At 38.4% G+C, this 25156-nt stretch carries 21 protein-coding genes and 1 other annotated feature; of the genes, 1 reads left to right on the top strand and 20 read right to left on the bottom strand.

Annotated elements, in window-relative coordinates:
- The 10 genes from carB to AC3WSO_RS05700 form a co-directional block, all read right to left on the bottom strand.
- Nucleotides 1-3198, bottom strand: coding sequence for a carbamoyl-phosphate synthase large subunit (gene carB / locus AC3WSO_RS05745; protein ID WP_492529460.1), 3198 nt, complete (start codon nt 3196-3198; stop codon nt 1-3).
- On the bottom strand, nt 3191-4291 hold the full coding sequence (locus tag AC3WSO_RS05740) for a carbamoyl phosphate synthase small subunit (protein WP_492529458.1): 1101 nt from the start codon (nt 4289-4291) through the stop codon (nt 3191-3193). The genes carB and AC3WSO_RS05740 overlap by 8 nt, the downstream gene beginning before the upstream one ends.
- Nucleotides 4291-5568 carry a dihydroorotase gene (gene pyrC, locus AC3WSO_RS05735; protein WP_492529456.1) on the bottom strand — a complete coding sequence of 426 codons (1278 nt, stop codon included), beginning with the start codon at nt 5566-5568 and terminating at the stop codon, nt 4291-4293. Before pyrC ends, AC3WSO_RS05740 begins: the two co-directional genes overlap by 1 nt.
- A gap of 1 nt (nt 5569) precedes the next feature.
- The gene (locus AC3WSO_RS05730; RefSeq protein ID WP_492529454.1) at nt 5570-6448 is read right to left on the bottom strand and encodes an aspartate carbamoyltransferase catalytic subunit; all 879 of its coding nucleotides are present in this window, start codon (nt 6446-6448) and stop codon (nt 5570-5572) included.
- 172 nt (nt 6449-6620) lie between these two features.
- On the bottom strand, nt 6621-7931 hold the full coding sequence (locus AC3WSO_RS05725) for a solute carrier family 23 protein (RefSeq protein ID WP_492529452.1): 1311 nt from the start codon (nt 7929-7931) through the stop codon (nt 6621-6623).
- 19 nt (nt 7932-7950) lie between these two features.
- Nucleotides 7951-8493 carry a bifunctional pyr operon transcriptional regulator/uracil phosphoribosyltransferase PyrR gene (pyrR, locus tag AC3WSO_RS05720; protein ID WP_492529450.1) on the bottom strand — a complete coding sequence of 181 codons (543 nt, stop codon included), beginning with the start codon at nt 8491-8493 and terminating at the stop codon, nt 7951-7953.
- Nucleotides 8494-8735: 242 nt separating this feature from the next.
- Nucleotides 8736-9647 carry an RluA family pseudouridine synthase gene (locus AC3WSO_RS05715; protein ID WP_492529448.1) on the bottom strand — a complete coding sequence of 304 codons (912 nt, stop codon included), beginning with the start codon at nt 9645-9647 and terminating at the stop codon, nt 8736-8738.
- Nucleotides 9647-10123 carry a signal peptidase II gene (lspA, locus tag AC3WSO_RS05710; protein ID WP_079559786.1) on the bottom strand — a complete coding sequence of 159 codons (477 nt, stop codon included), beginning with the start codon at nt 10121-10123 and terminating at the stop codon, nt 9647-9649. Before lspA ends, AC3WSO_RS05715 begins: the two co-directional genes overlap by 1 nt.
- Before the next feature lie 325 nt (nt 10124-10448).
- Complete coding sequence (locus tag AC3WSO_RS05705; protein WP_492529446.1) at nt 10449-12017, bottom strand: sodium/solute symporter; 1569 nt, start codon at nt 12015-12017, stop codon at nt 10449-10451.
- 24 nt (nt 12018-12041) lie between these two features.
- Nucleotides 12042-12377: a hypothetical protein gene (locus tag AC3WSO_RS05700; RefSeq protein ID WP_197141788.1), complete on the bottom strand. Its 336-nt coding sequence runs from the start codon at nt 12375-12377 to the stop codon at nt 12042-12044.
- Between the two features lie 237 nt (nt 12378-12614).
- On the opposite strand from AC3WSO_RS05700, the gene AC3WSO_RS05695 reads away from it, so the two are divergent.
- Entirely contained in the window at nt 12615-13793 is a 1179-nt protein-coding gene (locus AC3WSO_RS05695) for a helix-turn-helix transcriptional regulator (RefSeq protein ID WP_492529444.1), read from the top strand.
- A 141-nt stretch (nt 13794-13934) separates the two neighbouring features.
- On the opposite strand, the gene ileS is transcribed toward AC3WSO_RS05695, so the two are convergent.
- The 10 genes from ileS to AC3WSO_RS05645 form a co-directional block, all read right to left on the bottom strand.
- A complete protein-coding gene (ileS, locus tag AC3WSO_RS05690) occupies nt 13935-16703 on the bottom strand; it encodes an isoleucine--tRNA ligase (protein ID WP_492529442.1) in 2769 nt (922 codons plus the stop codon).
- Between the two features lie 271 nt (nt 16704-16974).
- Nucleotides 16975-17194: a binding site (T-box leader), on the bottom strand.
- A gap of 100 nt (nt 17195-17294) precedes the next feature.
- A complete protein-coding gene (locus tag AC3WSO_RS05685) occupies nt 17295-17819 on the bottom strand; it encodes a DivIVA domain-containing protein (RefSeq protein ID WP_132357526.1) in 525 nt (174 codons plus the stop codon).
- Nucleotides 17820-17914: 95 nt separating this feature from the next.
- A complete protein-coding gene (locus AC3WSO_RS05680) occupies nt 17915-18703 on the bottom strand; it encodes a YlmH family RNA-binding protein (RefSeq protein WP_492529439.1) in 789 nt (262 codons plus the stop codon).
- Nucleotides 18704-19282: 579 nt separating this feature from the next.
- A complete protein-coding gene (locus tag AC3WSO_RS05675; protein WP_079559781.1) occupies nt 19283-19564 on the bottom strand; it encodes a YggT family protein in 282 nt (93 codons plus the stop codon).
- A gap of 20 nt (nt 19565-19584) precedes the next feature.
- Nucleotides 19585-20082, bottom strand: a complete 498-nt coding sequence (locus AC3WSO_RS05670) for a cell division protein SepF (protein WP_492529437.1) — start codon at nt 20080-20082, stop codon at nt 19585-19587.
- Nucleotides 20066-20770 carry a YggS family pyridoxal phosphate-dependent enzyme gene (locus AC3WSO_RS05665; RefSeq protein ID WP_492529435.1) on the bottom strand — a complete coding sequence of 235 codons (705 nt, stop codon included), beginning with the start codon at nt 20768-20770 and terminating at the stop codon, nt 20066-20068. Before AC3WSO_RS05665 ends, AC3WSO_RS05670 begins: the two co-directional genes overlap by 17 nt.
- A gap of 151 nt (nt 20771-20921) precedes the next feature.
- Nucleotides 20922-21158: a PRC-barrel domain-containing protein gene (locus AC3WSO_RS05660; protein ID WP_079559778.1), complete on the bottom strand. Its 237-nt coding sequence runs from the start codon at nt 21156-21158 to the stop codon at nt 20922-20924.
- An 840-nt stretch (nt 21159-21998) separates the two neighbouring features.
- Nucleotides 21999-22772 (bottom strand): RNA polymerase sporulation sigma factor SigG, encoded by a 774-nt coding sequence (sigG, locus tag AC3WSO_RS05655; protein WP_049668350.1) that lies wholly within the window; start codon nt 22770-22772, stop codon nt 21999-22001.
- A gap of 116 nt (nt 22773-22888) precedes the next feature.
- Nucleotides 22889-23596: an RNA polymerase sporulation sigma factor SigE gene (gene sigE / locus AC3WSO_RS05650; RefSeq protein ID WP_049668349.1), complete on the bottom strand. Its 708-nt coding sequence runs from the start codon at nt 23594-23596 to the stop codon at nt 22889-22891.
- Between the two features lie 13 nt (nt 23597-23609).
- Nucleotides 23610-24443 (bottom strand): sigma-E processing peptidase SpoIIGA, encoded by an 834-nt coding sequence (locus AC3WSO_RS05645; RefSeq protein ID WP_492529433.1) that lies wholly within the window; start codon nt 24441-24443, stop codon nt 23610-23612.
- Between the last annotated feature and the right edge of the window lie 713 nt (nt 24444-25156).

Raw genomic sequence — 25156 nt, 5'->3', positions numbered from 1 at the left:
TTAATGTACTACCTCCGCTTTTGGCATTTGTTCTGCTGTGAATGTCATTGATTCAATAACACGGACCATCGCTTCTGCTGTGTCTAATGAAGTTAAGCAAGGTACGCCGTTTTCTACAGACTCACGGCGAATTCGGAAGCCATCACGTGCCGGTTGTTTCCCTTTTGTTAATGTGTTGACAACAAGCTGTGCCTCACCGTTTTGAATTAAATCGATTAATGTTTCACCTTTTGCACCGATTTTGCCAACTACATCTGTGCGTACACCAGCCGCTTCGAACGCTTGAGCTGTACCTTCAGTAGCGACAATTCGGTAGCCTACTGTTGAGAAGCGTTTCGCAAGTGCAATTGCTTCCTCTTTATCTTTATCGGACACTGTGAACAATACTGTGCCTTCTGTGCGAATTTCCATACCTGCTGCAACTAAGCCTTTGTATAGTGCTTTTTCTAATGTTGCATCTTTACCCATTACTTCACCTGTTGATTTCATTTCAGGTCCTAGTGTAATGTCAACACGACGTAATTTAGCGAATGAGAATACTGGTACTTTTACGAAGACACCATTTTGCTCTGGTGCTAAGCCTGTTGGAAAGCCTTGCTCTACAATTGATTTCCCAAGAATCGCTTTCGTTGCAATATTCGCCATCGGAATGTTAGTAATTTTACTTAAGAACGGTACAGTACGAGATGAACGAGGGTTTACCTCGATGACAAATACTTCGCCTTTAGAAATAACATATTGAATGTTCATTAAGCCTATGATGCCAAGACCTTTTGCAAGGCGAGTTGTATAATCCACTAGCGTATCTTTTTGCGCTTGTGTCAATTTTTGTGGAGGGTATACAGAGATAGAGTCACCAGAGTGAACCCCTGCACGCTCGATATGCTCCATAATACCTGGGATTAATACATTTTCACCGTCACAAATGGCATCTACTTCGATTTCTTGACCAGTTAAGTAACGGTCTACTAATACTGGATGATCTGGAGATGCTTCTACAGCGTTCTCCATATAGTGTTTTAATTCCTCTTGATTGTAGACTATTTCCATCGCACGACCACCTAGCACGTATGAAGGACGAACTAGTACTGGGAAGCCTAGACGTTCACTAATCGCAAGAGCTTCCTCCGTAGATACAGCTGTTTCACCTTGTGGTTGTGGAATGTCCAAGTCACGTAATGCTTGCTCGAATTTGTCTCGGTTTTCTGCACGGTCGATATCTTCAAGTGTTGTACCTAGGATTTTCACACCATTGGCAGCTAATTTATCCGCTAGATTAATAGCTGTTTGACCACCGAATTGTACAACTACACCAATTGGTTGCTCGAGGTCGATAATATGCATTACATCTTCGATTGTTAATGGCTCGAAGTATAATTTATCTGAAATTGAGAAGTCAGTTGATACTGTTTCTGGATTCGAGTTAATAATAATTGCTTCGTAGCCTGCTTCTTGAATTGCCCATACTGAGTGTACTGTTGCGTAGTCGAACTCTACCCCTTGACCAATGCGGATTGGACCAGAGCCAAGTACCACAACTGATGGCTTATCGGATTTAATCGATTCATTTTCATCTTCATAAGTGCCATAGAAGTATGGTGTTTCAGATTCAAACTCAGCTGCACAAGTATCAACCATTTTATATACAGGGATAATGCCATTTTCTTTACGGTATGCATATATTTCTTCTGGTGTTGTTTCCCAAAGCTCGGCAATTTTCTTATCTGCAAAGCCTAGACGTTTTGCTGTACGCATCACTTCTTTATCGTTTTTATTGTCAGCAAGTGTTTGCTCCATATCTACGATGTTTTTGAATTTATTTAAGAAGAACAAGTCAATGGCAGACCATTCATGGATTTGCTCAATTGTTACACCGCGACGAAGTGCTTCACCGATGAAGAATAGACGCTCGTCACCTGCTTTGCGGATACGTTTTTCAATCCAAGAATCCGTATTTTCTTCTGCATGTTTCAGCTCTAAGTGAACGTGACCTGTTTCAAGAGAGCGCACTGCTTTTAGCATAGCTTCTTCAAATGTACGACCAAGTGCCATTACTTCACCAGTTGCTTTCATTTGTGTACCAAGATTACGCTTTGCTGATTCGAATTTATCGAATGGCCAGCGTGGAATTTTCGCCACGATGTAGTCTAGAGCTGGCTCGAAGCAAGCATACGTAGAACCTGTTACAGGGTTTTTGATTTCATCTAATGTTAAACCAACGGCGATTTTTGCTGCTAGCTTTGCAATTGGGTAACCTGTTGCTTTTGACGCTAATGCTGATGAACGCGATACACGAGGGTTTACTTCTATCACATAGTAATTGAAGCTATATGGATCAAGAGCTAACTGTACGTTACAGCCACCTTCGATTTTCAGTGCACGGATAATATCTAAAGAGATATTACGTAGCATTTGGTTTTCACGATCTGAAAGTGTTTGTGTAGGTGCTACTACAATTGAGTCTCCTGTATGAATCCCAACTGGGTCGACGTTTTCCATGTTACATACAACGATGGCGTTGTCAGCAGCATCACGCATTACTTCATATTCGATTTCTTTATAACCAGCAATCGATTTTTCTAGCAAACATTGTGTTACTGGAGAATATTTCAGACCAGATGTAACGATTTCCTCTAAATCTTGATCGTTGTAGCAAATACCGCCGCCTGTACCGCCAAGTGTGAAGGCCGGACGAACAATTACTGGGTAACCAATTTTCGCTACAAAGTTTTTCGCTTCGTCTAAGTTATGGATAATATCCGATTCAGGTACTGGAGCACCTAGCTCATACATTAAATTACGGAAAAGATCGCGGTCTTCCGCTTTATGGATAGCTTCTAATTTTGTACCAAGAATTTCAATATTAAGCTCATCTAAAATTCCTGATTTATCTAATTCAATGGCCATATTTAAACCAGTTTGACCACCAAGTGTTGGTAGGATAGCATCTGGACGCTCTTTACGTAAAATTCGTGATACAAACTCCAGTGTAATTGGCTCAATATATACTTTGTCGGCAATTTCTGTATCTGTCATAATTGTCGCAGGGTTTGAGTTTATTAAAATAACGCGGTAGCCTTCTTCTTTTAATGAAAGACAAGCTTGTGTTCCTGCGTAGTCAAATTCTGCGGCTTGTCCGATCACGATTGGACCTGATCCGATTACTAAAATAGTTTCAATATCTGTACGTTTAGGCATGTTGTTTCCCCTTCCCTGCTTCTACTTCCATCATTTCGATAAATTCATCAAATAAGTGATTTGAATCCTCTGGACCTGGTGATGCTTCTGGATGATATTGCACTGTGAAAACTGGATATTTCTTGTGACGTACACCTTCACAAGTACCATCATTTAATGCGATATGTGTTAATTCTAAATCTGTATCTTTTAATGAATCGATGTCGATTGCATAGCCATGATTTTGAGATGTTAAATCTGTACGGCCCGTACGTAAATCTTTTACTGGATGGTTACCACCACGGTGACCGAATGGTAATTTAAAGCTTCGTGCACCACATGCTAGCGAGAAAATTTGGTGGCCTAAGCAAATACCGAACATTGGCACTTTTCCAATTAAATTGCGTACTGTCTCAATACCCTCTTGCACATCTTCAGGGTTACCTGGACCATTCGAAAGCATGATACCATCTGGATGCCACGCTAAAATTTCTGCTGCTGAAGTATTGTAAGGTACAACTAACACATCACAATCACGTTTATTTAACTCACGAAGAATACCATGTTTCATACCAAAGTCTATTAATACTACGCGTTTGCCACGACCTGGTGATGGGTATGCTGCTTTCGGCGATACTTCATGTACATGGTTTGTAATCGCTGGTGTTGCCTGTAATTTTGCCACGACTTCATCCATATTCACTTCTTCATCAGCCGCTGTTAAAATAGCTTTAACTGAACCTTTACTGCGAATAATGCGTGTTAATTTTCGTGTATCGATTCCTTCAATCCCTGGGATATCTTTGGATGTTAAGTACTCATCTACTGTTAAGTCACAGCGGAAGTTTGAAGGTGTTTTTGCTAATTCACGGACTACGAATCCACGAATAGCTGGTGAGATTGATTCAAAATCATCACGGTTAATACCGTAATTACCGATTAAAGGGTAAGTTAACGTTACAATTTGTCCGTAGAATGAAGGATCTGAAATTGTTTCCTGATAACCTGTCATCCCTGTTGTGAATACAACCTCACCTTGTGAAGCGCGCTCACTTCCGAACGCTGTACCTGTAAATACTGTGCCATCTTCTAAAATAAGTAAACGTTTTTTCATTACTCTGCCTCCTGGTATACGATATTGCCTTCAAAAATTGTAAGGACCGGCCATCCTTTTGCAGTCCAACCATTGAATGGTGTATTGCGCCCTTTTGATACAAAGCCTTCTGCATCAATTGTTTGCTCTTTATTTAAATCTATTAAAATCATATCTGCAGAAGCTCCAACTTCTAATGTGCCATATGGTAGATCAAAAATTTGAGCTGCCTTTACAGACATCCAGTCAATCAACTGTTTTAAAGTCCATTTCCCTGTTTCTACAAACTGTGTGTAAAGCAGTGGGAATGCTGTTTCGAAGCCTACAATGCCAAATGGTGCACCAACCATACCACAGCATTTTTCTTCTACTGTATGTGGAGCATGGTCTGTAGCGATACAATCAATCGTTCCGTCTAGCAGCGCTGCGTGAAGTGAGTCTTTATCATCTATTCCACGTAACGGAGGATTCATTTTCCAGTTTGCATCATCTGATGGAATATCCATTTCTTCAAGTAATAAATGGTGAGGGCAAACTTCTGCCGTGACACGAATTCCTGCTGCTTTCGCATCACGTACAGCACGTACAGATTCCTTCGTTGATACGTGACATACGTGGTAGCGTGCTCCAGCTGCTTCTGCCAGCAGAACATCTCGTGCAATTTGAACGGATTCACAAATCGATGGAATTCCTGGTAAACCAAGCTCTTTATTACGTTTCCCTTCATGCATCACGCCGTCGTAAATTAATGAGTTATCTTCACAGTGTGCGACAACAACTACATCGTGCTGTGCTGCATCCTTCATTTGCTCATACATCGTTGATGCAAGCTGGATCCCAACACCATCATCTGAAAATGCGACAGCCCCATGTGCTTTTAATTCTTCAATATTTGTACGAACCTCACCGGAAATGTCCCTTGTTAATGAGCCGTATGGAAGTACTCGAATAGCTGCACTTTCTTTAATAAGACCGTTAATCAGCTGCATATTTTCTACTGAATCTGGCACTGGTTTTGTATTTGGCATCGCGCAAATTGTTGTGAAGCCGCCTTTTGCTGCTGATGCTGAACCTGTAGCAATTGTTTCTTTATGTTCAAATCCTGGCTCACGTAAATGTGTGTGAACATCCACAAAGCCTGGTGCAACAACTAAACCATTTCCTTCGATTACTTCTGCGCCTGCTACAGTTACATGTTGACCTATTTCAGTAATTTTGCCGTCTACCATAGCGATATTTACTGTTTGTAGCTCGCCTTGTTCATTTACCATTTGTACGTTTTGAAGAACTTTTGTCATGTTACTCTCTCCCCTTTAAAATTGTTTCTACAATAGCCATTCGTGTATAAACACCATTTCGAACTTGCTCGAAAATTCTAGAACGCTCGCATTCTACTAGCTCAGAAGCAATTTCTACATCACGATTGACCGGTGCTGGATGCATGATAATTGCCTTTTCTTTCATTTGTTTCTCACGTTCAACTGTTAAACCGTACTCTTCATGATAGCCCTCTTTTGAGAAGCTTTTATTTACTTTATGACGTTCATGTTGCACACGAAGTAACATAATCACATCGCTTATTTCGATTAAATCATCCCAAGAATGATGCGCTTCGAAACTGCCTTGCCACTCTTCTGGACAAAGGAAATGAACATTTGCCCCTAGTCTTTGTAACGCTAACGCATTCGATTTTGCTACACGGCTATGGCATATATCACCAGCGATTGTCACATTTAACCCTTCAAAAGAACCAAACTCTTTTTTGATAGTATAAAGATCTAATAGTGATTGAGACGGATGCTGACCAGTGCCGTCACCTCCGTTAATAATTGACACATCGATACCTTCTAGTAGTTCATTGTAATACGCATCTTCCTTTGCTCGAATGACTACTGCGTCTATACCAATCATTTCTAACGTCTTTACCGTATCGTACAATGTCTCTCCTTTAGAGACGCTCGAAAAGCTACCGTCAAACGGGATAACGGTACAGCCAACTTTGCGCTCTGCCATTTCAAAGCTTGTTTTCGTGCGCGTACTTGGTTCAAAAAATAAATTTGCAATGTTGTATGGGCGAGATAACGATGATGCCTCACCATTCTCAAAAGCTTGCGCACGATCTAGAATGTGGTTAATTTCTTCAATTGTTAAATGTTCCATCGATAATAAGTTCTTCATTGTAACCTCCATAGGGTATGTTTCATGAACGTTTTGTAAAATAAAAGCCTCATTGATGTCATCAACGAGGCATAAGGAGGCGCGACAAACTACAGCAGGATACATTCCTACTTTTAGACTGTCTACAACTTCCCCTTCTTTGCCTCTCTGGACAATTCATTAAAAGGTACTTTTATGAATTTATATTTTGATTGTGCGGTATTGGTACATCCGCTTCTTTTTTACCTGGTAGGATGACATTTAAAAGAACACCGATAATCGCTGCTAATGCCATACCTTCGATACTTAGTGATTCTGAAACAACGAACTTCGCACCACCAATACCGATGACTAAAATAACTGAGGCGATGACCAAGTTACGACTATTACCAAAGTCGATATGGTTATCCACTAACATTCGTAATCCACTTGCTGCAATTATACCGAAGAGTAAGATGGAAACTCCACCAAGTACAGCTGTTGGAATTGTTGCAATAACTGCCATTGCTTTCCCGAAGAATGACAGTAAAATGGCTACGACTGCTGCACCTGCAATGACATACACACTGTAAACTCGTGTGATCGCAAGGACACCGATATTTTCACCGTAAGTTGTTTTCGGCGGACCACCGATTAGTGCACTAATAAATGTTCCAAGTCCATCCCCTAATAACGAACGATGTAAGCCTGGCTCTTTAATATAATCTCGATTGACCACTTTACCTAATACTAACTGGTGACCAATATGCTCGGAAATCGTTACGATAACGATTGGCACCATCGTTAGGAGTAACGTTGTTGTGATTTCAAACTCATAGTGAACACCTGGGATTAAGAAGTCAGGTAGTGCAAAGAAATCAGCTTTCGCAATCGGTGAGTAATCAACTATACCGATTATCATTGAGTAAACATATCCTACGATTAAGCCAATCAAGATTGGCATTGTGCTTAAAATGCCTTTAAAGGCAATCGTGAAAATAATGGCTGTAAATAAAGTCACTAGCGCTGCTGAGAAGTGTAAAAAGTTATATTTATCGTCTACATTCATCGCCATATTGACCGCTGTCCCTGATAGTCCAAGACCAATTACCATAATGACAGGGCCCACCACAATCGGTGGTAAAATTTTCATAATCCATTTATAGCCGCTTTTCCAGATGATAAGGGATACGATGCCATATGTAATCCCTACTGCCATAGCACCAATCATTGCATGACCAGGATTTACACTGGAACCATCTTTATTTAAGCCACCTGCCGCTAGTAAAATCGGCGCAATAAAGGCGAATGATGATCCTAAATAAGCAGGTACTTGAAATTTCGTAATTAATAAGAAGAACAGTGTAGCAATCCCACTCGTTAATAGGGCAATAGCTGGACTAAGACCAACCAACTGAGGAACTAAGATCGTTGACCCAAACATGGCGAACATGTGCTGGAAACTTAATGTCACTAGTTGGACTGGGGTCGGTTTATCTTTAACATCTAATACTGCATTTGACATAATGTTTCCTCACTTTAAGTTAGTCTTCTTTATAAATAATGACGCAATCTTCTCCATCTACTTCTTGTAAATTTACGACTATACGTTCAGCTCCAGATGTCGGAACATTTTTACCAACATAATCAGCTCTTATTGGTAGCTCTCTATGCCCTCTATCGATCAGTACTGCAAGTTGAATTTGACCTGGTCTCCCTAGATCCATCACTGCATCTAGCGCTGCGCGTACTGTTCGTCCCGTATAGAGTACATCATCGACTAAAATAATTTTTTGATTGACGACCTCATAATCGATATCGACTTGCTCAACATGTGCCTGTTCATTATCATGCTTTGTCGTTAAATCATCTCGATAAAGAGTGATGTCAAGCTCCCCCGTACGGATTGGTTTGCCTTCAATTTTTTCAATTCGTTCTGCTAGGCTTCTTGCAAGAAAGGCACCCCGCGTTTTAATACCAACTAGAATACATTCGTCGATCCCTTTATTGCGTTCAATAATTTCGTGTGCGATGCGTGTTAACGCTCTTGCCATAGATGGGCCATCTAATAACTCATTTTGTGCCATGTAAGTTTCCTCCTCTCTTCTATCTATTATTGGGTCATGTGTCCATAAAAAAACCTCTCGAGGCGAATAGCCTGAGAGGGTTATATACGTGTTTAAATAGCGTGTTAAAAAAATTTGCAGCACAAATTTTTCACAACACTTTCACATGTACCTTCTCAGCCTCTCTGGACTGCCATTAAAGGTGAATATTTAGTTAAGTTGTTCATTCACTTTCGTTAGTATAGACCTTCTTTATCTATACGTCAATCCCTATTTCTTAAATCTAGTAATAATTGTTCATAATCAGCAGGAATTTGCGCTTCGAACTGCAAATATTCACCTGATGCAGGATGATCAAAGCCTAATACTCCTGCGTGTAATACTTGTCCACCAAAGTCAATTGTCTTCTTTGGTCCATATTTTGGGTCACCAACAAGTGGGAATCCAATATAATTCATATGAACACGAATTTGGTGCGTACGTCCTGTTTCTAAACGACACTCTACTAGAGTAAAGTCGCCAAAGCGTTCGATAACTTGGAAGTGGGTTACTGCATGCTTACCGTTGTCGACAACTGCTTGTTTTTGACGATCTTTTTGGTCTCGACCAATAGGTGCATCAATTGTTCCTTTATCATGTGCAATATGCCCGTGAACGAGCGCAGTATATTTACGTGTCACTGTTTTATTAACTAACTGATTCACTAACGATTCATGAGCTGCATCATTTTTAGCCACCATCAATAATCCTGATGTATCTTTATCTATACGATGCACAATTCCCGGACGCATAATGCCATTGATACCCGATAAATCCTTACAATGATACATTAAACCATTAACGAGTGTACCCGTCATATGTCCAGGCGCTGGATGGACAACCATACCCTTTTGTTTATTTACAACAAGGACATCCGCATCCTCATAAACAATATCAAGATCTAAGTTTTCAGCAATGACATCTAATGGTTCCGCTTCAGGTACATCGATTTCTACAACATCCCCTACTTTTACCTTATACTTCGCCTTTACAGTCTCTCCATTTACTTTAATAATTCCATCAGTAATCCAATTACCAATTTGTGTACGCGACCACTCTGATTGCACACTCGAAAGCGCCTTATCAATGCGCTCTCCCTTTTGTTGTTCTTCCATTGTATATGATACTTGCGTCATTATTTCACCTGTTTCTTTCCTTTTTTATCTTCCATTATTATGCCAATCATTAATATTACTACCGCCATTGTTAAAGCGGCATCCGCAATATTGAAGATTGGGAAATCATAATTAATTACTGGAATTAATACACTTACAAAATCGACCACTTCACCTCTAAATATACGGTCAATAAAATTCCCTATAGCTCCACCTAATAAAAGCATTAGGCCAACTTGAAAAATCGGTTTACCTTTAGCCTCTTTATGATAAAAGTATAGAACGGCACAAATAACACCTATCGTGATAATGCTAAACAACCACATTTGGCCTTCTAACATTCCCCATGCTGCTCCTCTATTTCGATGAGACAATATCCCAAACCATGGATCCCATACTGAAATTCGTTCACCAAACTCCATATTTTTCACAATTAGCCACTTTGTCCATTGATCTAAAAGAATCACGAATGCGGCCAATCCATAATATTTATACACAGACACTCCTCCGTTCGCTCAACATCTAACCTATTCTACCATAACAGCCATCTCAGAATAACTAATATAGCATGAAAATATGAGTCATCACCATATTGTAGGGTTGATTTTTGCTTTGATTTGGGTGTGCTTTCCGTCGCTTCGGCTTTTCTTTCCGTAGCTCTGGCTGTTCAATCCGTCGGCCTGTCTTTCTTCTGTCACTCTGACAGTTCTATCCGTCGACCGCTCTTTTTCCGCCGTCAACTTCCAGCCATAAAAAAGCTATCACCATCATTTCATAAGTAATGGCAATAGCTTATCAATTTTTATTCAAAATTATACCGTTTCAGGCTATTTCAGACTCTTTTGAATGCACACGCTTCATGAAATCATTGACATCAGCCGGTACTTTTCGATCTAATAATGACACAATAATAACGGATAAGAATCCTACAGGTACTGTGATGATACCTGGGATTTTAAATTGTAAGAAGCTTGGTAATGTTCCTGGAAGAAAAATCATCCACATCGATACACCAAGACCAATGAGTAAACCCGCAATTGCTCCTTTTTCTGTCATTCCTCTCCACCAAATACCTAAAATAAATATTGGTGTAAATGTACTCGCCGCAACAGTAAAAGCAAGTGCCACTAAATGGCCAATGGATGCATCCTTAACTAGTAAACCCAATGCTCCATATAAAATACCTAATAAAACGATGGCTACTTTCCCTGCAACTACTCGTTGTTTTTCTGTAATATCCTTTTTCATAACGCTTGCATATAAATCATGGGCTAATGCGCCTGAGCTTGTAATAAATAACCCTGATAAATTTGAGAATATGGCCGCAAACGCACCTGCTATGACTAGTCCAAGCAGCCATTTACCTCCTAGTGCAAGTGCTGTTGTAGGAATCACCATATTGTTCCCACCAAGCACTAGATCACGCATGACTTCCTCACTTGCTGTACCCGAGATAAAAATAGAACGACCTACAACACCTAAGTATACCGCTAATAAGAAAAACGTACTTGCAATTCCTATCGCCATCAATGCCGATTTACGAGCCGCCTTCGCACTTGGATTCGTATAAAATCTTAGTAGAATATGTGGCAGACCAATTGTACCTAGCGCTAAACCAATTGTCATACTGATAGTTTGCCAAAATGTTGGGAAATAGAAACCTGTTCCCGTCCAAGCAGCACCATCAAAATTAACATTATTTTCATCTAAGGCATATGGTGATGTTCCTGTAATAGGACCGCTGAATGAATTAATAGCAGCTAAAATCTTATCGTAATGCAAACCACTATACATTGCCGCAATCAACATAACAACAAACGCTCCGAGGCGAATCCAAAGCTCTAAAGCTTGGTTGATTGTTGTTCCTTTCATGCCGCCTATTCCTACATAGAAAACCATTACAATACATGTAAAGATAATGCCGAATTCATATGAAGTCCCGAAAAACATACTTAAAATTTGTGCCGCCCCTAATAATTGTGGCGCTGCATAAAAACCAGAAATCGCCAAAACCACAGCTACCGCTACTAGCCGAGCTCGTCTACTATGAAAACGATAAGCTAAAAAATCAGCAACGGTAAATGCTCCAAATCGTCTTAGCGGGCCTGCCACAAAAATAGCTAGCAACGTCAATCCAATGGAGAAGCAAAATGCATAGTAAGCACCGTCATACCCTAATTGGAAAGTCAAACCGGCTATCCCGAGAAATGTAGCAGCACTTAAATAGTCTCCCCCAATTGCCGAACCATTTGTAAACCATCCAAAACTTCGTCCCCCAACAAAGAAATCTGATGCTGTTGCATTTCTTTTCGTTAAATACGTAATGTATACAATTGTCCCCATTAAAGCAATAGTCATTAACATCTTCGGTTCTAATAGAGCTTTCATCATTCTACATATCCCCCTTAGCTAAAACTACTTATTCAGTATTTCGTATTTCTTAAGGCGCTTCTCGTACAATGTTGTATGCACATACGCAATAATAAAAGCCATTACCATCATCACGACAGTTGTCACAAACCATGTCACTGTCATACCGCCCAAAATTTTCTTGAAAGCAAGCTCTGGAGCGAACCAGTTCATAACCGGAATACTAAAAATTAAAATGAAATAAAATACCGTTAAACTAAAACCTGTAGTAAACTCGTCTTTCATAATTTTGTTAGTAGTTGCATCTAGTGGTGGAAGATCCTTTACATCGATAGTTCCAGCTTCCACATATTCATAATCATGACTCCCTACTTCTGCCATATTTCAGCTCTCCCTTCTTGTTTCAGTAAATAATTATCTGAAATTTCAAATTATTATTTACTACAATTATTTTATTCTATTTAATCTATAAAATAGTTACAAAATATTGCTGTATTAGTACAAATAAATGCTATTTTAAGTTAAAATATTTTTATTATTCCCCATTTATAATAGAAGGGTGATGTTAGCATTTTAAATATTGTTTGGTACATTGAAAATTCATATGAACAACAACAAATGAGCTACTGGCTAGAAGAATTCCTACCTAATACTTTTCTTAATTGCGAAGAACCTAAAACAGAGATTTCTGCTATTGTTGTCTATGAAATTAACCGTTTATTTGATTGGGTAAAGATAAACCGGTTAAAAAGAAATTATCCTAATAGTATAATTGTCCCTATTGTTGCAGAACACCTTTCCTACTCAACTGGTATAGCCATTGAACTAAACTTGACTGCACTTCTCATCAAACCGTTACAGAAAGCAAAATTTCTACGAATTGTTAAAAAGCTTTATACGTCCTATCAAGCTAAACAAGCAAGTACTCTTACAATGCTTGAGTTATCGCAGCAAATTTCGCAAGACCATACTTCGCCATTCCGAGAAGCTTTTTTAAAACGACTAATACGTGGAGAGGTTGAAAGTGAGCAGGAAATAATCCAATCTTCCTCTTTTTTATCGAGACATTGTATCCCAAATATCGTGTTTTTAATCCAGGGTTATATAGATGTGAATGAAGATCGACCTTACCCTCATGATGCGGGCAGTGTGATCACTAATGTGTTTCACCAAATCTTTGCTAATAAAGTACCTATATCTTTTTTACATTTTGAACGTTATTTACTGTTGCTTATGCGCATTCCTAATGAATACACATCATTTAAGCATTGGTCGGAGGGGGTAGCTTGTTTACTTGAGGTTATTGAAACGTTAAAAAAAGATTATTGCATCCATCTTTTTATGGGGATTGGTGGCGTTTTTCAAGACGCCATGCAAGTAAAGGAATCCTATAGCCAAGCTCGAAAGGCTCGAAGGAAACCTCCTGTTCATAGTGTTCATGTACGGTTTTATGAGGATTTAACAAAGCAAGAACAGCTCCAAAAAGCTATCCAATATATCGAGGAGCACTATGATGAACAACTTGTGATCAGTGACGTTGCCAAATATAGCAATTTTAGTGCTACTCATTTTAGCAGATTGTTTAAAAAAGAAATTGGCCGCAATTTTGTTGATTATGTAGCTTTTACACGTATCATCAAGTCACTACCGTATTTGCGAAAATACGATTACACCATTGAAAAGATCTCCTTCATCTGTGGCTTCAACACACCTAATTATTTCAGCCTTACATTTAAGAAATATGTCGGTATATCCCCAACCGACTACCGCAATACACAAGAAATATTATTTAAATAGTCATTTAAATTTCTAAGAAATCACTCCATGACAAAAAAAGAATCTGCTAGACCTCAGGTGACAAAATAAAAAACGCAAGCCCCCCATCATCAAGGAGACTTGCGTTATTAATTGCATAGAATGCAGATTCTTATTTTTACATTAAGCGTAATACGTTTCTACAACTTCTGCACAACGCGCGCACACTGTAGAATGTGCTTCATTTGAACCGACTGTTTCAGAAATTGACCAGCAACGCTCACATTTTTCACCTGTTGCTTTTTCTACAACGATGGAAGCATGTTCTAGAGCTAATGCATCTGCTGGTGCAGCTTCTATTGATGCTACTTCAAAGGCAGAAACAATTGAAAGCTGCGCAAAATTAATGCTTGCATCATTTAATAATGCTGCCACATCTTCTTTCGCATAAACTGTCACTTTCGCTTCAAGTGATTTACCGATTGTTTTTGCATTACGAGCTTCCTCTAATGCTTTTAAAACATCATCACGAACATCAATAATTTTTACCCATTTTTCACGTAGACTTTCGTAGTTTTCATGTTCATCTACCTCTGGGAAGTCTGTTAATTGTACAGATACCTCTTCTACAACACCTTGAGCTTGTAAGTAAGACCACATTTCGTCACTTGTGTGAGGGATAATTGGTGACATTACTTTTACTAACGTCATTAATGTGTCATAAATAACTGTTTGCATCGCACGGCGGTCTTTGTTGTCATGACCTTCGATGTACACAACATCTTTTGCAATATCTAAATAGAATGAAGATAATTCTACAGCAACAAAGTTATTCACTGCATGATACACAGCCGCGAAATCATAGCGATCATATGCAGCACGAACAGTTTTTAAAACATCTTGTAAGCGCATATAAACGTATTGATCCATTTCACGAAGATCTGCATATGCTACACGATCTTTTGTCGCATCAAAATCAGCTACATTTCCGTGTAAGAAACGGAATGTGTTACGGATTTTCCGATAAACTTCAGAAACTTGCTTCAACATATCCATTGAGATACGAACGTCTGCTGTATAATCTACAGAAGCAACCCATAAACGAAGAATATCTGCTCCGTATTGGTCCATCACTTTCTTCGGGATAATGACATTCCCTAAAGACTTACTCATCTTACGACCTTCACCATCTAGAACGAAACCATGTGTTAATAGTCCCTTATATGGTGCATAGCCATTAATAGCTACAGAAGTAATTAATGATGAGTTAAACCATCCACGGTGTTGGTCAGAACCTTCTAAATATAGATCAGCTGGATACTTCATACCACGTTCTACTAGCACACCTTGGTGAGAAGAGCCTGAGTCAAACCAAACGTCCATAATATCGTTTTCTTTTGTAAATTCACCGTTCGGGCTACCAGAGTGTGTGAAGCCTTCAGGTAATAATTCTTTAGCTGTTTTTTGGAACCAAATATTTGACCCATGTTCACGGAATAAAGCTGAGATATGAGCAATTGTTTCTGGTGTAATAATTGGCTCTCCATTTTCAGCATAGAAAATTGGAATTGGCACGCCCCATGCACGCTGACGTGAAATTACCCAGTCTCCACGGTCACGAATCATATTATAAAGACGAGTTTCACCCCAAGCAGGTGTAAATGTTGTTGATTTTACAGCCCCTAGTAACTCATCACGGAATGCATCAACCGACGCAAACCATTGTGGTGTTGCACGATAAATAACTGGTTTTTTCGTACGCCAGTCATGTGGATATGAGTGTGTAAAGAAATTAAGCTTTTCTAAAGCGCCTACTTCTTTTAATTTTTCAGTGACTAATTTGTTGGCATCATTATAGAATACACCTTCAAAACCAGGTGCTTCATCAGTATAGCAGCCGCTATTATCAACTGGGCTAAGAATTGGTAGACCATATTGTTTACTAATATGATAGTCATCTTCACCGTGTCCTGGTGCTGTATGAACACAGCCAGTACCCGCTTCAGCAGTTACGTGCTCTCCAACCATTACAAGAGATTCACGGTCATAGAATGGATGCTGTGCAACAACTCGGTCTAACGCTTCACCTTTAACTTCTTGCACAACTTCATATGCTTCCCATTCAAGTTCGTTAGCAACTTTTTCTAATAATTCTTTTGCAATGATGAATTTTTTATCTGCAACTGCCACAACAACATAAATAAATTCAGGGTTTACAGAAATCCCCAAGTTCGCTGGAAGCGTCCAAGGCGTTGTTGTCCAAATGATCATTTTAGCATCTGCTGGAACTACACCTTTAGCATCTTTAAGCGCAAAGCTTACATAAATAGAAGGCGATTTAACATCTTGATATTCAATCTCCGCTTCTGCCAGTGCAGATTCAGATGATGGAGACCAGTAAACTGGTTTTAAACCTTTATAAATATAGCCCTTTTCAGCCATCTTACCGAATACTTCGATTTGACGTGCTTCAAATTCAGGCTTTAATGTAATATATGGATTTTCCCAATCACCACGAACACCTAAACGGCGGAATTGTGTACGTTGATTGTCAATTTGCTCGTAAGCATACTCTTCACATAATTTACGGAATTCAGCAACAGACATTTCTTTGCGCTTTACACCTTTGTTCGTAAGTGCTTGCTCAATTGGTAAACCATGAGTATCCCAACCTGGAATATAGTTTACATGGTAACCATTCATAGAGCGATGACGCGTAATCATATCTTTCAGCACTTTATTTAAAGCGTGACCGATATGGATATCACCATTTGCATATGGAGGTCCATCGTGCAACACATATTCTGGACGTCCTTCTGTACGCTCCATCTGCAATTTATTAATGTCCATTTCGTCCCATTTTTCTTGCATCTTCGGTTCATTTGCCGGTAAGTTTCCACGCATTGGGAAATCTGTTTTTGGCATTAATAAAGTATCTTTGTACTCAACCATTTTCAATTCCTCCTTTATGTTTACAAACAACAAACAAATGCTCATAGGCGCTCATACACTTACGACAGTTATTAGGCATATTATTATAACGTGAGATTGATTTCCGTTCCGGCTTGGCGCTACATAGATACATTTCGAGAAATGTCCTCAAGTCTAGTTGTTAGCAAAATCAACACGTTTTAACAATGGAAGTTAAGTTCAAACACAGAATTTCACATTAAAAGAAATGAAGCCAACCGTCATTTGAACATAAAAAAGCCTCTCAATCCCTGAAAGGGACGAGAAGCTTATACTCGCGGTACCACCCTAATTGTAGCACAAAATTGTACTACCACTTAAAGCACATTAACGTCGTGCACTACGAAATAACTTACTACATTCAGTTATTTAGCTCCGAAGTGATGTTCATTGTTATTTGCATGTTTGGGCTCACACTATCCCCAAATCGCTTAACTACGCCTAACAAATACTGTCTTCGTCTTTGCCTGTTTGCATATGTGTTCAAAATAATTACTATTACCATAGTATATGAAAATCATACAATCACGTCAAGTTTCACTTATTGCAGCCCAATGTCTACAATTATATAGATTAAACTTGATCAGCTTCTTGTGCTTCTTCGACAGATGCTTGAATTTCAGTAAGGTCAATATCATATTGTAGCAAATGATCCCAGTCATCTGCATTTAGTAAATCAAGCTGTGCCTCTACTAGCATTTTAAAACGATTACGGAATACTTTTGATTGCTTTTTCAGCTCATCAATTTCAATTGTTACTTTACGAGCCTTCGTTAAAGCCTCATTAATAATACGATCAGCATTTTTTTCTGCTTCTTTTACAATGAGTTTAGCTTCTTTTTGAGAATTTCTTCGTACTTCGTCAGCTGCCTCTTGCGCAACAACAATTGACTTTTGTAACGTTTCTTCTAAAGAATTAAAATGTCTCGCTTGTTCTAAGGAAATCTCCAGTTGTCTGTCTACTTCCTTCTTTTCCCGTAACAAAATCTCATAGTCTTTAATAATTTGATCTAAAAATTCATTTACTTCATCTTCAGCATAACCTCTGAAGGATTTAGTAAACTCCTTATTATGTATATCAATAGGTGATAACGGCATACGATCCTTCTCTCCTTTACATGTACATTCATACTTTCTATTATACAATTGTTCCAACAACTTAGCAGTAAAAATTAATGAAATTTACTTGATTTTCAGCTTTTTTGGGTCAATCGACCGATTTGTAATCGAATTTTATCTTTTTTTGTACGACCTTCCGTCATCATAATTTTTATTCGACCACTTCCACGTACAGATAAAATGTCTCCTTCTTGTAATTCAAACGCAACTGTATCCCGTTCAGTCCAATTTACACGTACCTTTTTACCTGTTATTAATGCTTGTGCCTTCTGGCGAGAAGTTTTTAATACCGTTGAGATAATAACATCTAAACGCATAGAGGAAACAGTATGAGATTCTTCTAACCACTCTTCCTCGTTTTGTAGCAGTGCCTCTGTCTCTTTCATCGATTCTACATGTACCTTTACTTTGCCGATGCCTGTTAAATGTAAGCGTACATATTCCGCTACCTCATTCGCTACTACAAATTGTACTAGCTGTTCATTCACACGAATATCACCGAATTTGCCACGATTCAGTCCTAAAGATAATAAAGCTCCAAGTACATCAGGATGTCGTAGTTGAACAAATTTCATAGGGTATTGAATCGTAAATACGGTAAGCTGAAAATCTTCTTCCACAGGCTCATAATAAGTTGGATAAATCAACATGCGTTGTCTTTCTGCATTATCAAAGAGCCCAGCATTAGTTGTTTTCAATGTGTCATATTGTCCAATAATCGATGTAACAATAAAACGTTGACGAGGATCTAGAAAATCAGTAAGTTTTGGAGCGTATCGATCCTCTACCTCATGTTGCCAGCTCACAACCTGTTCAATAAAAGGCTTTTCATCTTTTCTAAAATGCTGTATTAAATGCTCCATATTTACTCCACCTTTATTATCTCTCATTTACTAGCACAATTTTATCGGTATTTTTTGGCTTTATATCAGAAAATATTGGTTATCCTTTTTTGAACATACAAATTAATTAGGGGGCTCTGATTTCCGCTGCGGGCGAGCTTCGAACCGCTTCCTCCACTACGCTCCGTGCAGGGTCTCGTCTGCCTCGCTTTCCCGCGGGAGTCGAGTAGCCCTACGCTACAATCAGTAAAATGAGTATATTCTGCAAAATATCAACAAAAAATTGTTATATTTAATAATAGATATAGCGGCACCCATCACTCAAATCAACATTACGTTTAAACTAATGCCACCTCAACTTTTAGTGAATAAGTAAAAATATATGTAATTATATTAGGGATGCCTTTCATACCAACAATACTTTTTAATTTTAGTATTGTTCCTTAAATTCAGTTGGATTTGCTTTAGTAATGCCAGAACACTAATCTATACTCACACTTAGGCATTCTAGGAATAATGACTAAATAATAAAGCAACCATTTTTGTTAAATGTAGTATTCCCCATAAATAAAAAATCCCCACCGTTCGTGAGGATTTTTTTTAAATAAACATTTCATAAATTTTTAAAATAACAATAAAAAGTCCTTTTTGAATATAGTTAAGAAGAAATATTGCTACGATAGGTGAAATATCAATCATGCCGATTGGCGGAATAAACTTTCTGAAAATTCCGAGATATGGTTCACATAATTTTGTTAAAATACGTCCAACTGATGTATTTTGAACAGCAGGCACCCAGGACATTAACACATATGCAACTAGCATTAGTGAATATACATAAAATGCTATAGACACATACTTCAAGATTAAATAAAATGTCATATAAACTACAATCCTCGCTATTAATTATCGTCTAAAATAAAATTCGAAATTTCGCCAGATACTTCTACATTTTCAGGTGTGCATAGGAAAATGTCTTTACCGATTCTTTGAATATCACCGCCGAGTGCATACACTGTGCCACTTAAAAAATCAATAATTCGTACACCTTGTTCTCGCTCAATTCGTTGTAAATTGACGATCGTTGCACGTCTATTTTTTAAATGTTCTGCAATGTCCTGCGCTTCGGCATAAACTCTAGGTTCAACTAATACAACTTTTGCACCTTTAGAATTCATTGCTGCCTGCAAACTAACAATATTGTTTGTAGGTGTTGTACTTTGCGGAAAAATTTCCTGAACCGGTGCCTTACGCTCCTTCATAAGTTTTTTAGGTTTCACCGATTGGATCTGTTGCTGTTGTTGTACGGGTTGCTGCTGTTGAATAGGAGCTTGAGTGATTTCTTCTTCTATTTCTTCCTCAAGATAAAAGAAATTTTTAATTTTATTTTTCATGCTCATCCTGTTCCCCTCTTTCATTTCCAACAAGAGCCGTTCCAACTCGTACAAATGTAGCCCCTTCTTCTACCGCAATTTCAAAGTCATTAGACATGCCCATTGATAACTCGGTACAAGGTGCATGTGCGAATCCTTGCTCGGCTATTTGCTGTTGACATTGTTTTAATTGCTTAAAAACAGAGCGAATAATTGTATCCTCATCTGTATTCGGTGCCATCGTCATTAAACCAACAACCTGAACTTTTGTAAAACTTTTTAATGATTCAATAAAAGGTAGGATTTCTTCAATCGATAAACCATGTTTTGACTCTTCGCCCGATACATTAACTTGTACAAAGCATTTAACAGGTTTGTCTGCTCTTTTTTCAATTTCTTGCGCTAAACTTAAACGATCTAGTGAATGTAAATAATCGATACTGTTAATGACCTGTTTGACCTTACGTGTCTGTAAAGAACCGATATAATGCCAATGTACATCAGTTTGAATCGCTTCAGTTTTACGATTTAAGCCTTCTGGACGGTTCTCTCCTAAATGAATAAGGTCTGCATCAATTGCTTCTTGTGTTCTTTCTACAGAAACTTCTTTTGTCACTGCAATAATTTGAACTTTCTCTGCTTCACGATTTGCACGTTTTTTTGCTGCTTGTATAAGATCATTAATTTTCTTCAAATTTGTTAAGATTTTTGTCAATGTTTTTCCCAACTTTACAACAATAGTTTCTTATATTGTAACAAGCAATGCTTGAATTATCAATGAATAGCCTGACCTATGTGAAAGTACATTTTACCCTGACAACGCTTTAAAATGCTTAGATTTTTAATATGCATAATAATTTTGTCTTTTAGGATATTGCTTTCACTAAAATGACATCCTTTCCAACTACAAGTACATCTTTCATATACACTTTCCTAACCGATTCTTCCCCGCGAAATAGCCCTAAATATTTTCGGGGCTCTGCAATCATAAAAGCCGTTACATAGCCTGTTTCTTTGGATACCTCTGCATCTACCACAAATCCTAAAAAGCGTCCATTCCCTGCTTCAATTACTTCTTTTTGCTGTAACATCGAGAAACGCATTTTATCCCTCCTAAATCAATTACTCTCAACATCGTTTTTATCTCAACAAACTATGTTTTCACTTTATATTTATGTGTTGATTGTTGTTTAAATGAAAATGAAATGATCAAGTAAATGTTGTAAAACTGTCATTATTTAATTTAATTTGACTCTTTGGCAAAACGTGTGGTTGATTTCCGATCCGAATGAGCGCTTTCCTGGGGGCGTCCGATGAGCCGCTTCGTTACAATACGCTTTCGCACAGAAAACATTCGCTGCGCTGCAGGGTCTCGGGCCAACACGATGTTGGTCACGAAGGCGTTATCACAGGACGTGATGTTTTTAGCCTTCGTTCCTCTATCGCTAATCCCCAAGGAGTCGCTCAGTATCCACTACAATCAACTCATTCATTTAGTATGTTTCTTCTAGCACGTCACTCTCTAATTTATAGTGATAATATGCGAAAGTATAACATTGTAATAAATATTTAAATGCATAATCAAAGCGACAGCAGATATCAATAACATTCTCTATTCTGTTCGATTATAGTAAGTAGCATAGCGTTCATTGTAGAATACATAAATTAAAAGTCCTACACTATCATTGATTGTAGTGGAAGGCTACTCGACTCCCATGGAAAGCGGGACAGCGAGAACCTGCACGGAGCGGATGTTTTCCGCGCGAAAGCGAAGCATCAGCGGCAAATGTTTTATCTGTGCGAAAGCGTAGCGACAGCAACAACAAATGTTTTAATTGTGCGAAAGCGTAGCGACAGCAACAAAACGAGTAGCCTGGAACGGAAATCACTCACATTTTGTTATAAATAAAATGCGCACCGAGAACTCGGGTGCGCATTGTGTTTTACTTATAATCTTTCTGCATTGTTTCAATTGCATTTTTTTCAAGACGTGAAATTTGCGCTTGAGAGATCCCCAATTCTTTTGCAATTTCAGTTTGTGTCTCACCGTAATAAAAACGCTTTGCAACAATCATTTGTTGTCGATCATCTAACTTTTGTAAACTTTCCTTTACCGACACGTAGGCAACCCATTGATCTTCTGATACATCATCATCACGTAATTGATCCATCATATAAACAGCGTCTCCGCCGTCTGAATAAATAGGCTCCTGTAAGGAAACTGGGTCTTGAATGGCATCTAAAGCAAATAAAACATCTTCCTTTTTCATGTCAATCATTTCAGCAATTTCTTCAATCGTTGGTTCTCGTAAATTATCGGTTATCCATTGCTCTTTTGCCTGCATTGCCTTATATGCAATATCTCTTAGAGAGCGAGAAACACGCAATGCATGATGATCACGCAGATGGCGACGAATTTCACCTATGATCATTGGAACAGCATATGTTGAAAATCGTACATTATGCTTCAAATCAAAATGATCAATGGCTTTCATGAGGCCAATACAGCCTACCTGAAATAAATCATCTGCCTGTTCACCCCTATAGGCAAATCTACCGACAATACTGAGCACTAACCTTAAATTGCACATTACAAGCTCTTCCCTAATCTCAGTTTCTCCAGCTTGTAAACGAATAAATAGTTCCTTCATTTCCTCGTGCTTTAAAATTGGCAAAGTCGATGTATCTAAGCCGCAAAGATCTACTTTAGTTCGCATATATTCGATTCCTCCGGATGTTATTCTCTGACTAAACCGTTACATCAGTTTGTCCGAGAGAAACGAGAATATGCACAAAAGCTACGACCAATTTTAGGTAGGGTAAATTTCCCTCTCTAAGATATTGGCTGATTCAAATTTTCACGTAGATCTTGAATAATTTTCTTCTCTAATCGGGAAATATATGATTGCGAAATACCTAAATGATCAGCAACTTCTTTTTGAGTCATTTCAATTTTTCCATTGAGGCCGAAACGACATTCCATAATATATCTTTCACGTGCGCCTAGTAAATTAATCGCATGAAACATGTGTTGACGCTCAATTTTCTTCTCTACATTGTCTAAAATAATATGCTCTTCCGTTCCTAAAATATCAGACAATAACAATTCATTTCCATCAGCATCTGAGTTTAATGGTTCATCTAATGAAACTTCACCCTTCATGCGACTTGTTTTACGTAAATGCATCAAAATTTCATTTTCAATACAACGTGATGCGTATGTGGCAAGCTTAATATTTTTATCAGTATTGAACGTTTCAATCGCCTTAATTAAACCGATCGAGCCAATACTTATTAAATCCTCAATCGGTGTTCCCGTATTATCAAAACGTCTAGCAATATAAACAACAAGACGCAAATTACGTTCAATTAGTGTATCTCTAGCTCTTAAATCACCATTCATAAAGGATGCAATGACTGTAACTTCTTCTTCTCGACTTAATGGCACTGGCAATGAATCATTTCCCCCTATATAGTACGTTTCACGACTCCGAAACTTACTCCAAAATTTTTTCAAGCTAGCAAGTAGCCTAAGAAGCAATAGTTCTCCCCCTCTATGAGTTATTTGAAAGCGCTGAAAAATGTAAAATTGCTGCTGTGCTGTGCGGAAAATTTTTAGCCTTTTTTGTTAATACGATATATTCATTCGTTTTCACTTGTGAGCACTCCCCTTGTATATGCCACTCATCAAAGCGGAAACCTAGTACAACCGACTGCTGTTGCACTGTATTGACATGAATAAATCGAATATAACGCTGATAATCTTCTGAAAACATGGATACATTATACGGATCAGTTTCTTGCCATTCTAACAATGATTTGCAAAATGCTTCTGGTAAATGTGATCGTAATGCTGCATAAGAGACAAAATGAACAGGTTTTCCTGATAGTGGTTCAATTGCTTGATTCCCTGTATCTACAAATGCAGAAAGCGGTATCGTGATATCAAAAATTTTTAAATTCGTATCAAACACAAACTGACCACTTAACCGCTCAAGCTTTACAAATCCCCATTGCTTATAAAAAGCAACAAGATTACCAACCGCTAATAGTAGGCAAATAATTATAAAATGGACAGCAGAAAGATTTTTTAAATACGGTTGTAACGCTGTTAATAATCCACCAATAATGATTGTTGCTGTTAAAACAATCGGTCCTTGCTTTTGAAAACTTCGAATCTTAAAACGAAAAGCTATGCCGATTAGTAAGATAAAGCTCAGTATCGTCATTAACAGCATTTGACCACCTATTACAGCTACAAAACTACTACAAATAGAACTCATTAATAATCTCGTGTTCTTTACCAAAACCCCTGTTACTCTCGCTGTAAACGTAAGTATCGCTAGATTAAAAAGTGTATTAATGAGCACCAGCCATTCTCCATACATAACAGCCGCCTCCTACTTACAAAGTTAGCATGTTACACCCACAAATATTGTCAAACAATCGCATCATTTCATAAAAATGTTTTGACAAAATACATCCTTTCCTTACACATTTGAACATAATTAATTTTTAAGTCACTGAAAATAATCAGGGGAATATCAATGAAATTATACTGTCATATTAACTAAAGTATATGGCTTTTTTCCAAAACGAGAGGTTGATTTCCGTTCCAACTAGGCGCTTTGTTGCTGTCGCTTCGCTTTCGCACAGTTAAAACATTTGTTGTTGCTGCCGCTTCGCTTTCGCGCAGAGCAGCTTCCTGGGAGCGTTCGATGAGCCGCTTCGCTGCAGGGTCTCGGGCCAACACGATGTTGGTCACGAAGGCGTTATCACAGGATGTGTTGCTTTTAGCCTTCGTTCCTCTATCGCTGATTCCCGAGGTGTCGACCAGTTTCCACTCCAATCAACTACTTTACATAGAATGTATCTTCTGGCGTGGCACTAATAAAACTTCAACAATAAATGGTATCTGTGCTAAAGTGAAGCGTCAGTAATTGTTTTATCTGTGCGACAGCGACACCCCTATGAAGGAAGCGGCTTGATGCTCGCCACCAAGGAAAACATGTAGCCTGGAACAGATAAAGAGCAACAACATTCATAACATACTAGTTTTCAACAACAGAAAAAGCTCGTATTTCACATAATGTAAAATACG

It is taken from the genome of Lysinibacillus sp. EB106-09-02-XG168, assembly GCF_058791475.1.
This window is presented reverse-complemented; position numbering and strand designations above follow the sequence as displayed.

Excerpts from the sequence above, each read along its gene's own strand:
- carB (WP_492529460.1), bottom strand. The coding sequence starts at position 3,198 with ATGCCTAAACGTACAGATATTGAAACTATTTTAGTAATCGGATCAGGT.
- AC3WSO_RS05740 (WP_492529458.1), bottom strand. The coding sequence starts at position 4,291 with ATGAAAAAACGTTTACTTATTTTAGAAGATGGCACAGTATTTACAGGT.
- pyrC (WP_492529456.1), bottom strand. The coding sequence starts at position 5,568 with ATGACAAAAGTTCTTCAAAACGTACAAATGGTAAATGAACAAGGCGAG.
- AC3WSO_RS05730 (WP_492529454.1), bottom strand. The coding sequence starts at position 6,448 with ATGAAGAACTTATTATCGATGGAACATTTAACAATTGAAGAAATTAAC.
- AC3WSO_RS05725 (WP_492529452.1), bottom strand. The coding sequence starts at position 7,931 with ATGTCAAATGCAGTATTAGATGTTAAAGATAAACCGACCCCAGTCCAA.
- pyrR (WP_492529450.1), bottom strand. The coding sequence starts at position 8,493 with ATGGCACAAAATGAGTTATTAGATGGCCCATCTATGGCAAGAGCGTTA.
- AC3WSO_RS05715 (WP_492529448.1), bottom strand. The coding sequence starts at position 9,647 with ATGACGCAAGTATCATATACAATGGAAGAACAACAAAAGGGAGAGCGC.
- AC3WSO_RS05705 (WP_492529446.1), bottom strand. The coding sequence starts at position 12,017 with ATGATGAAAGCTCTATTAGAACCGAAGATGTTAATGACTATTGCTTTA.
- AC3WSO_RS05700 (WP_197141788.1), bottom strand. The coding sequence starts at position 12,377 with ATGGCAGAAGTAGGGAGTCATGATTATGAATATGTGGAAGCTGGAACT.
- AC3WSO_RS05695 (WP_492529444.1), top strand. The coding sequence starts at position 12,615 with ATGAGCTACTGGCTAGAAGAATTCCTACCTAATACTTTTCTTAATTGC.
- ileS (WP_492529442.1), bottom strand. The coding sequence starts at position 16,703 with ATGGTTGAGTACAAAGATACTTTATTAATGCCAAAAACAGATTTCCCA.
- AC3WSO_RS05685 (WP_132357526.1), bottom strand. The coding sequence starts at position 17,819 with ATGCCGTTATCACCTATTGATATACATAATAAGGAGTTTACTAAATCC.
- AC3WSO_RS05680 (WP_492529439.1), bottom strand. The coding sequence starts at position 18,703 with ATGGAGCATTTAATACAGCATTTTAGAAAAGATGAAAAGCCTTTTATT.
- AC3WSO_RS05675 (WP_079559781.1), bottom strand. The coding sequence starts at position 19,564 with ATGACATTTTATTTAATCTTGAAGTATGTGTCTATAGCATTTTATGTA.
- AC3WSO_RS05670 (WP_492529437.1), bottom strand. The coding sequence starts at position 20,082 with ATGAGCATGAAAAATAAAATTAAAAATTTCTTTTATCTTGAGGAAGAA.
- AC3WSO_RS05660 (WP_079559778.1), bottom strand. The coding sequence starts at position 21,158 with ATGCGTTTCTCGATGTTACAGCAAAAAGAAGTAATTGAAGCAGGGAAT.
- sigG (WP_049668350.1), bottom strand. The coding sequence starts at position 22,772 with ATGCGAACTAAAGTAGATCTTTGCGGCTTAGATACATCGACTTTGCCA.
- AC3WSO_RS05645 (WP_492529433.1), bottom strand. The coding sequence starts at position 24,443 with ATGTATGGAGAATGGCTGGTGCTCATTAATACACTTTTTAATCTAGCG.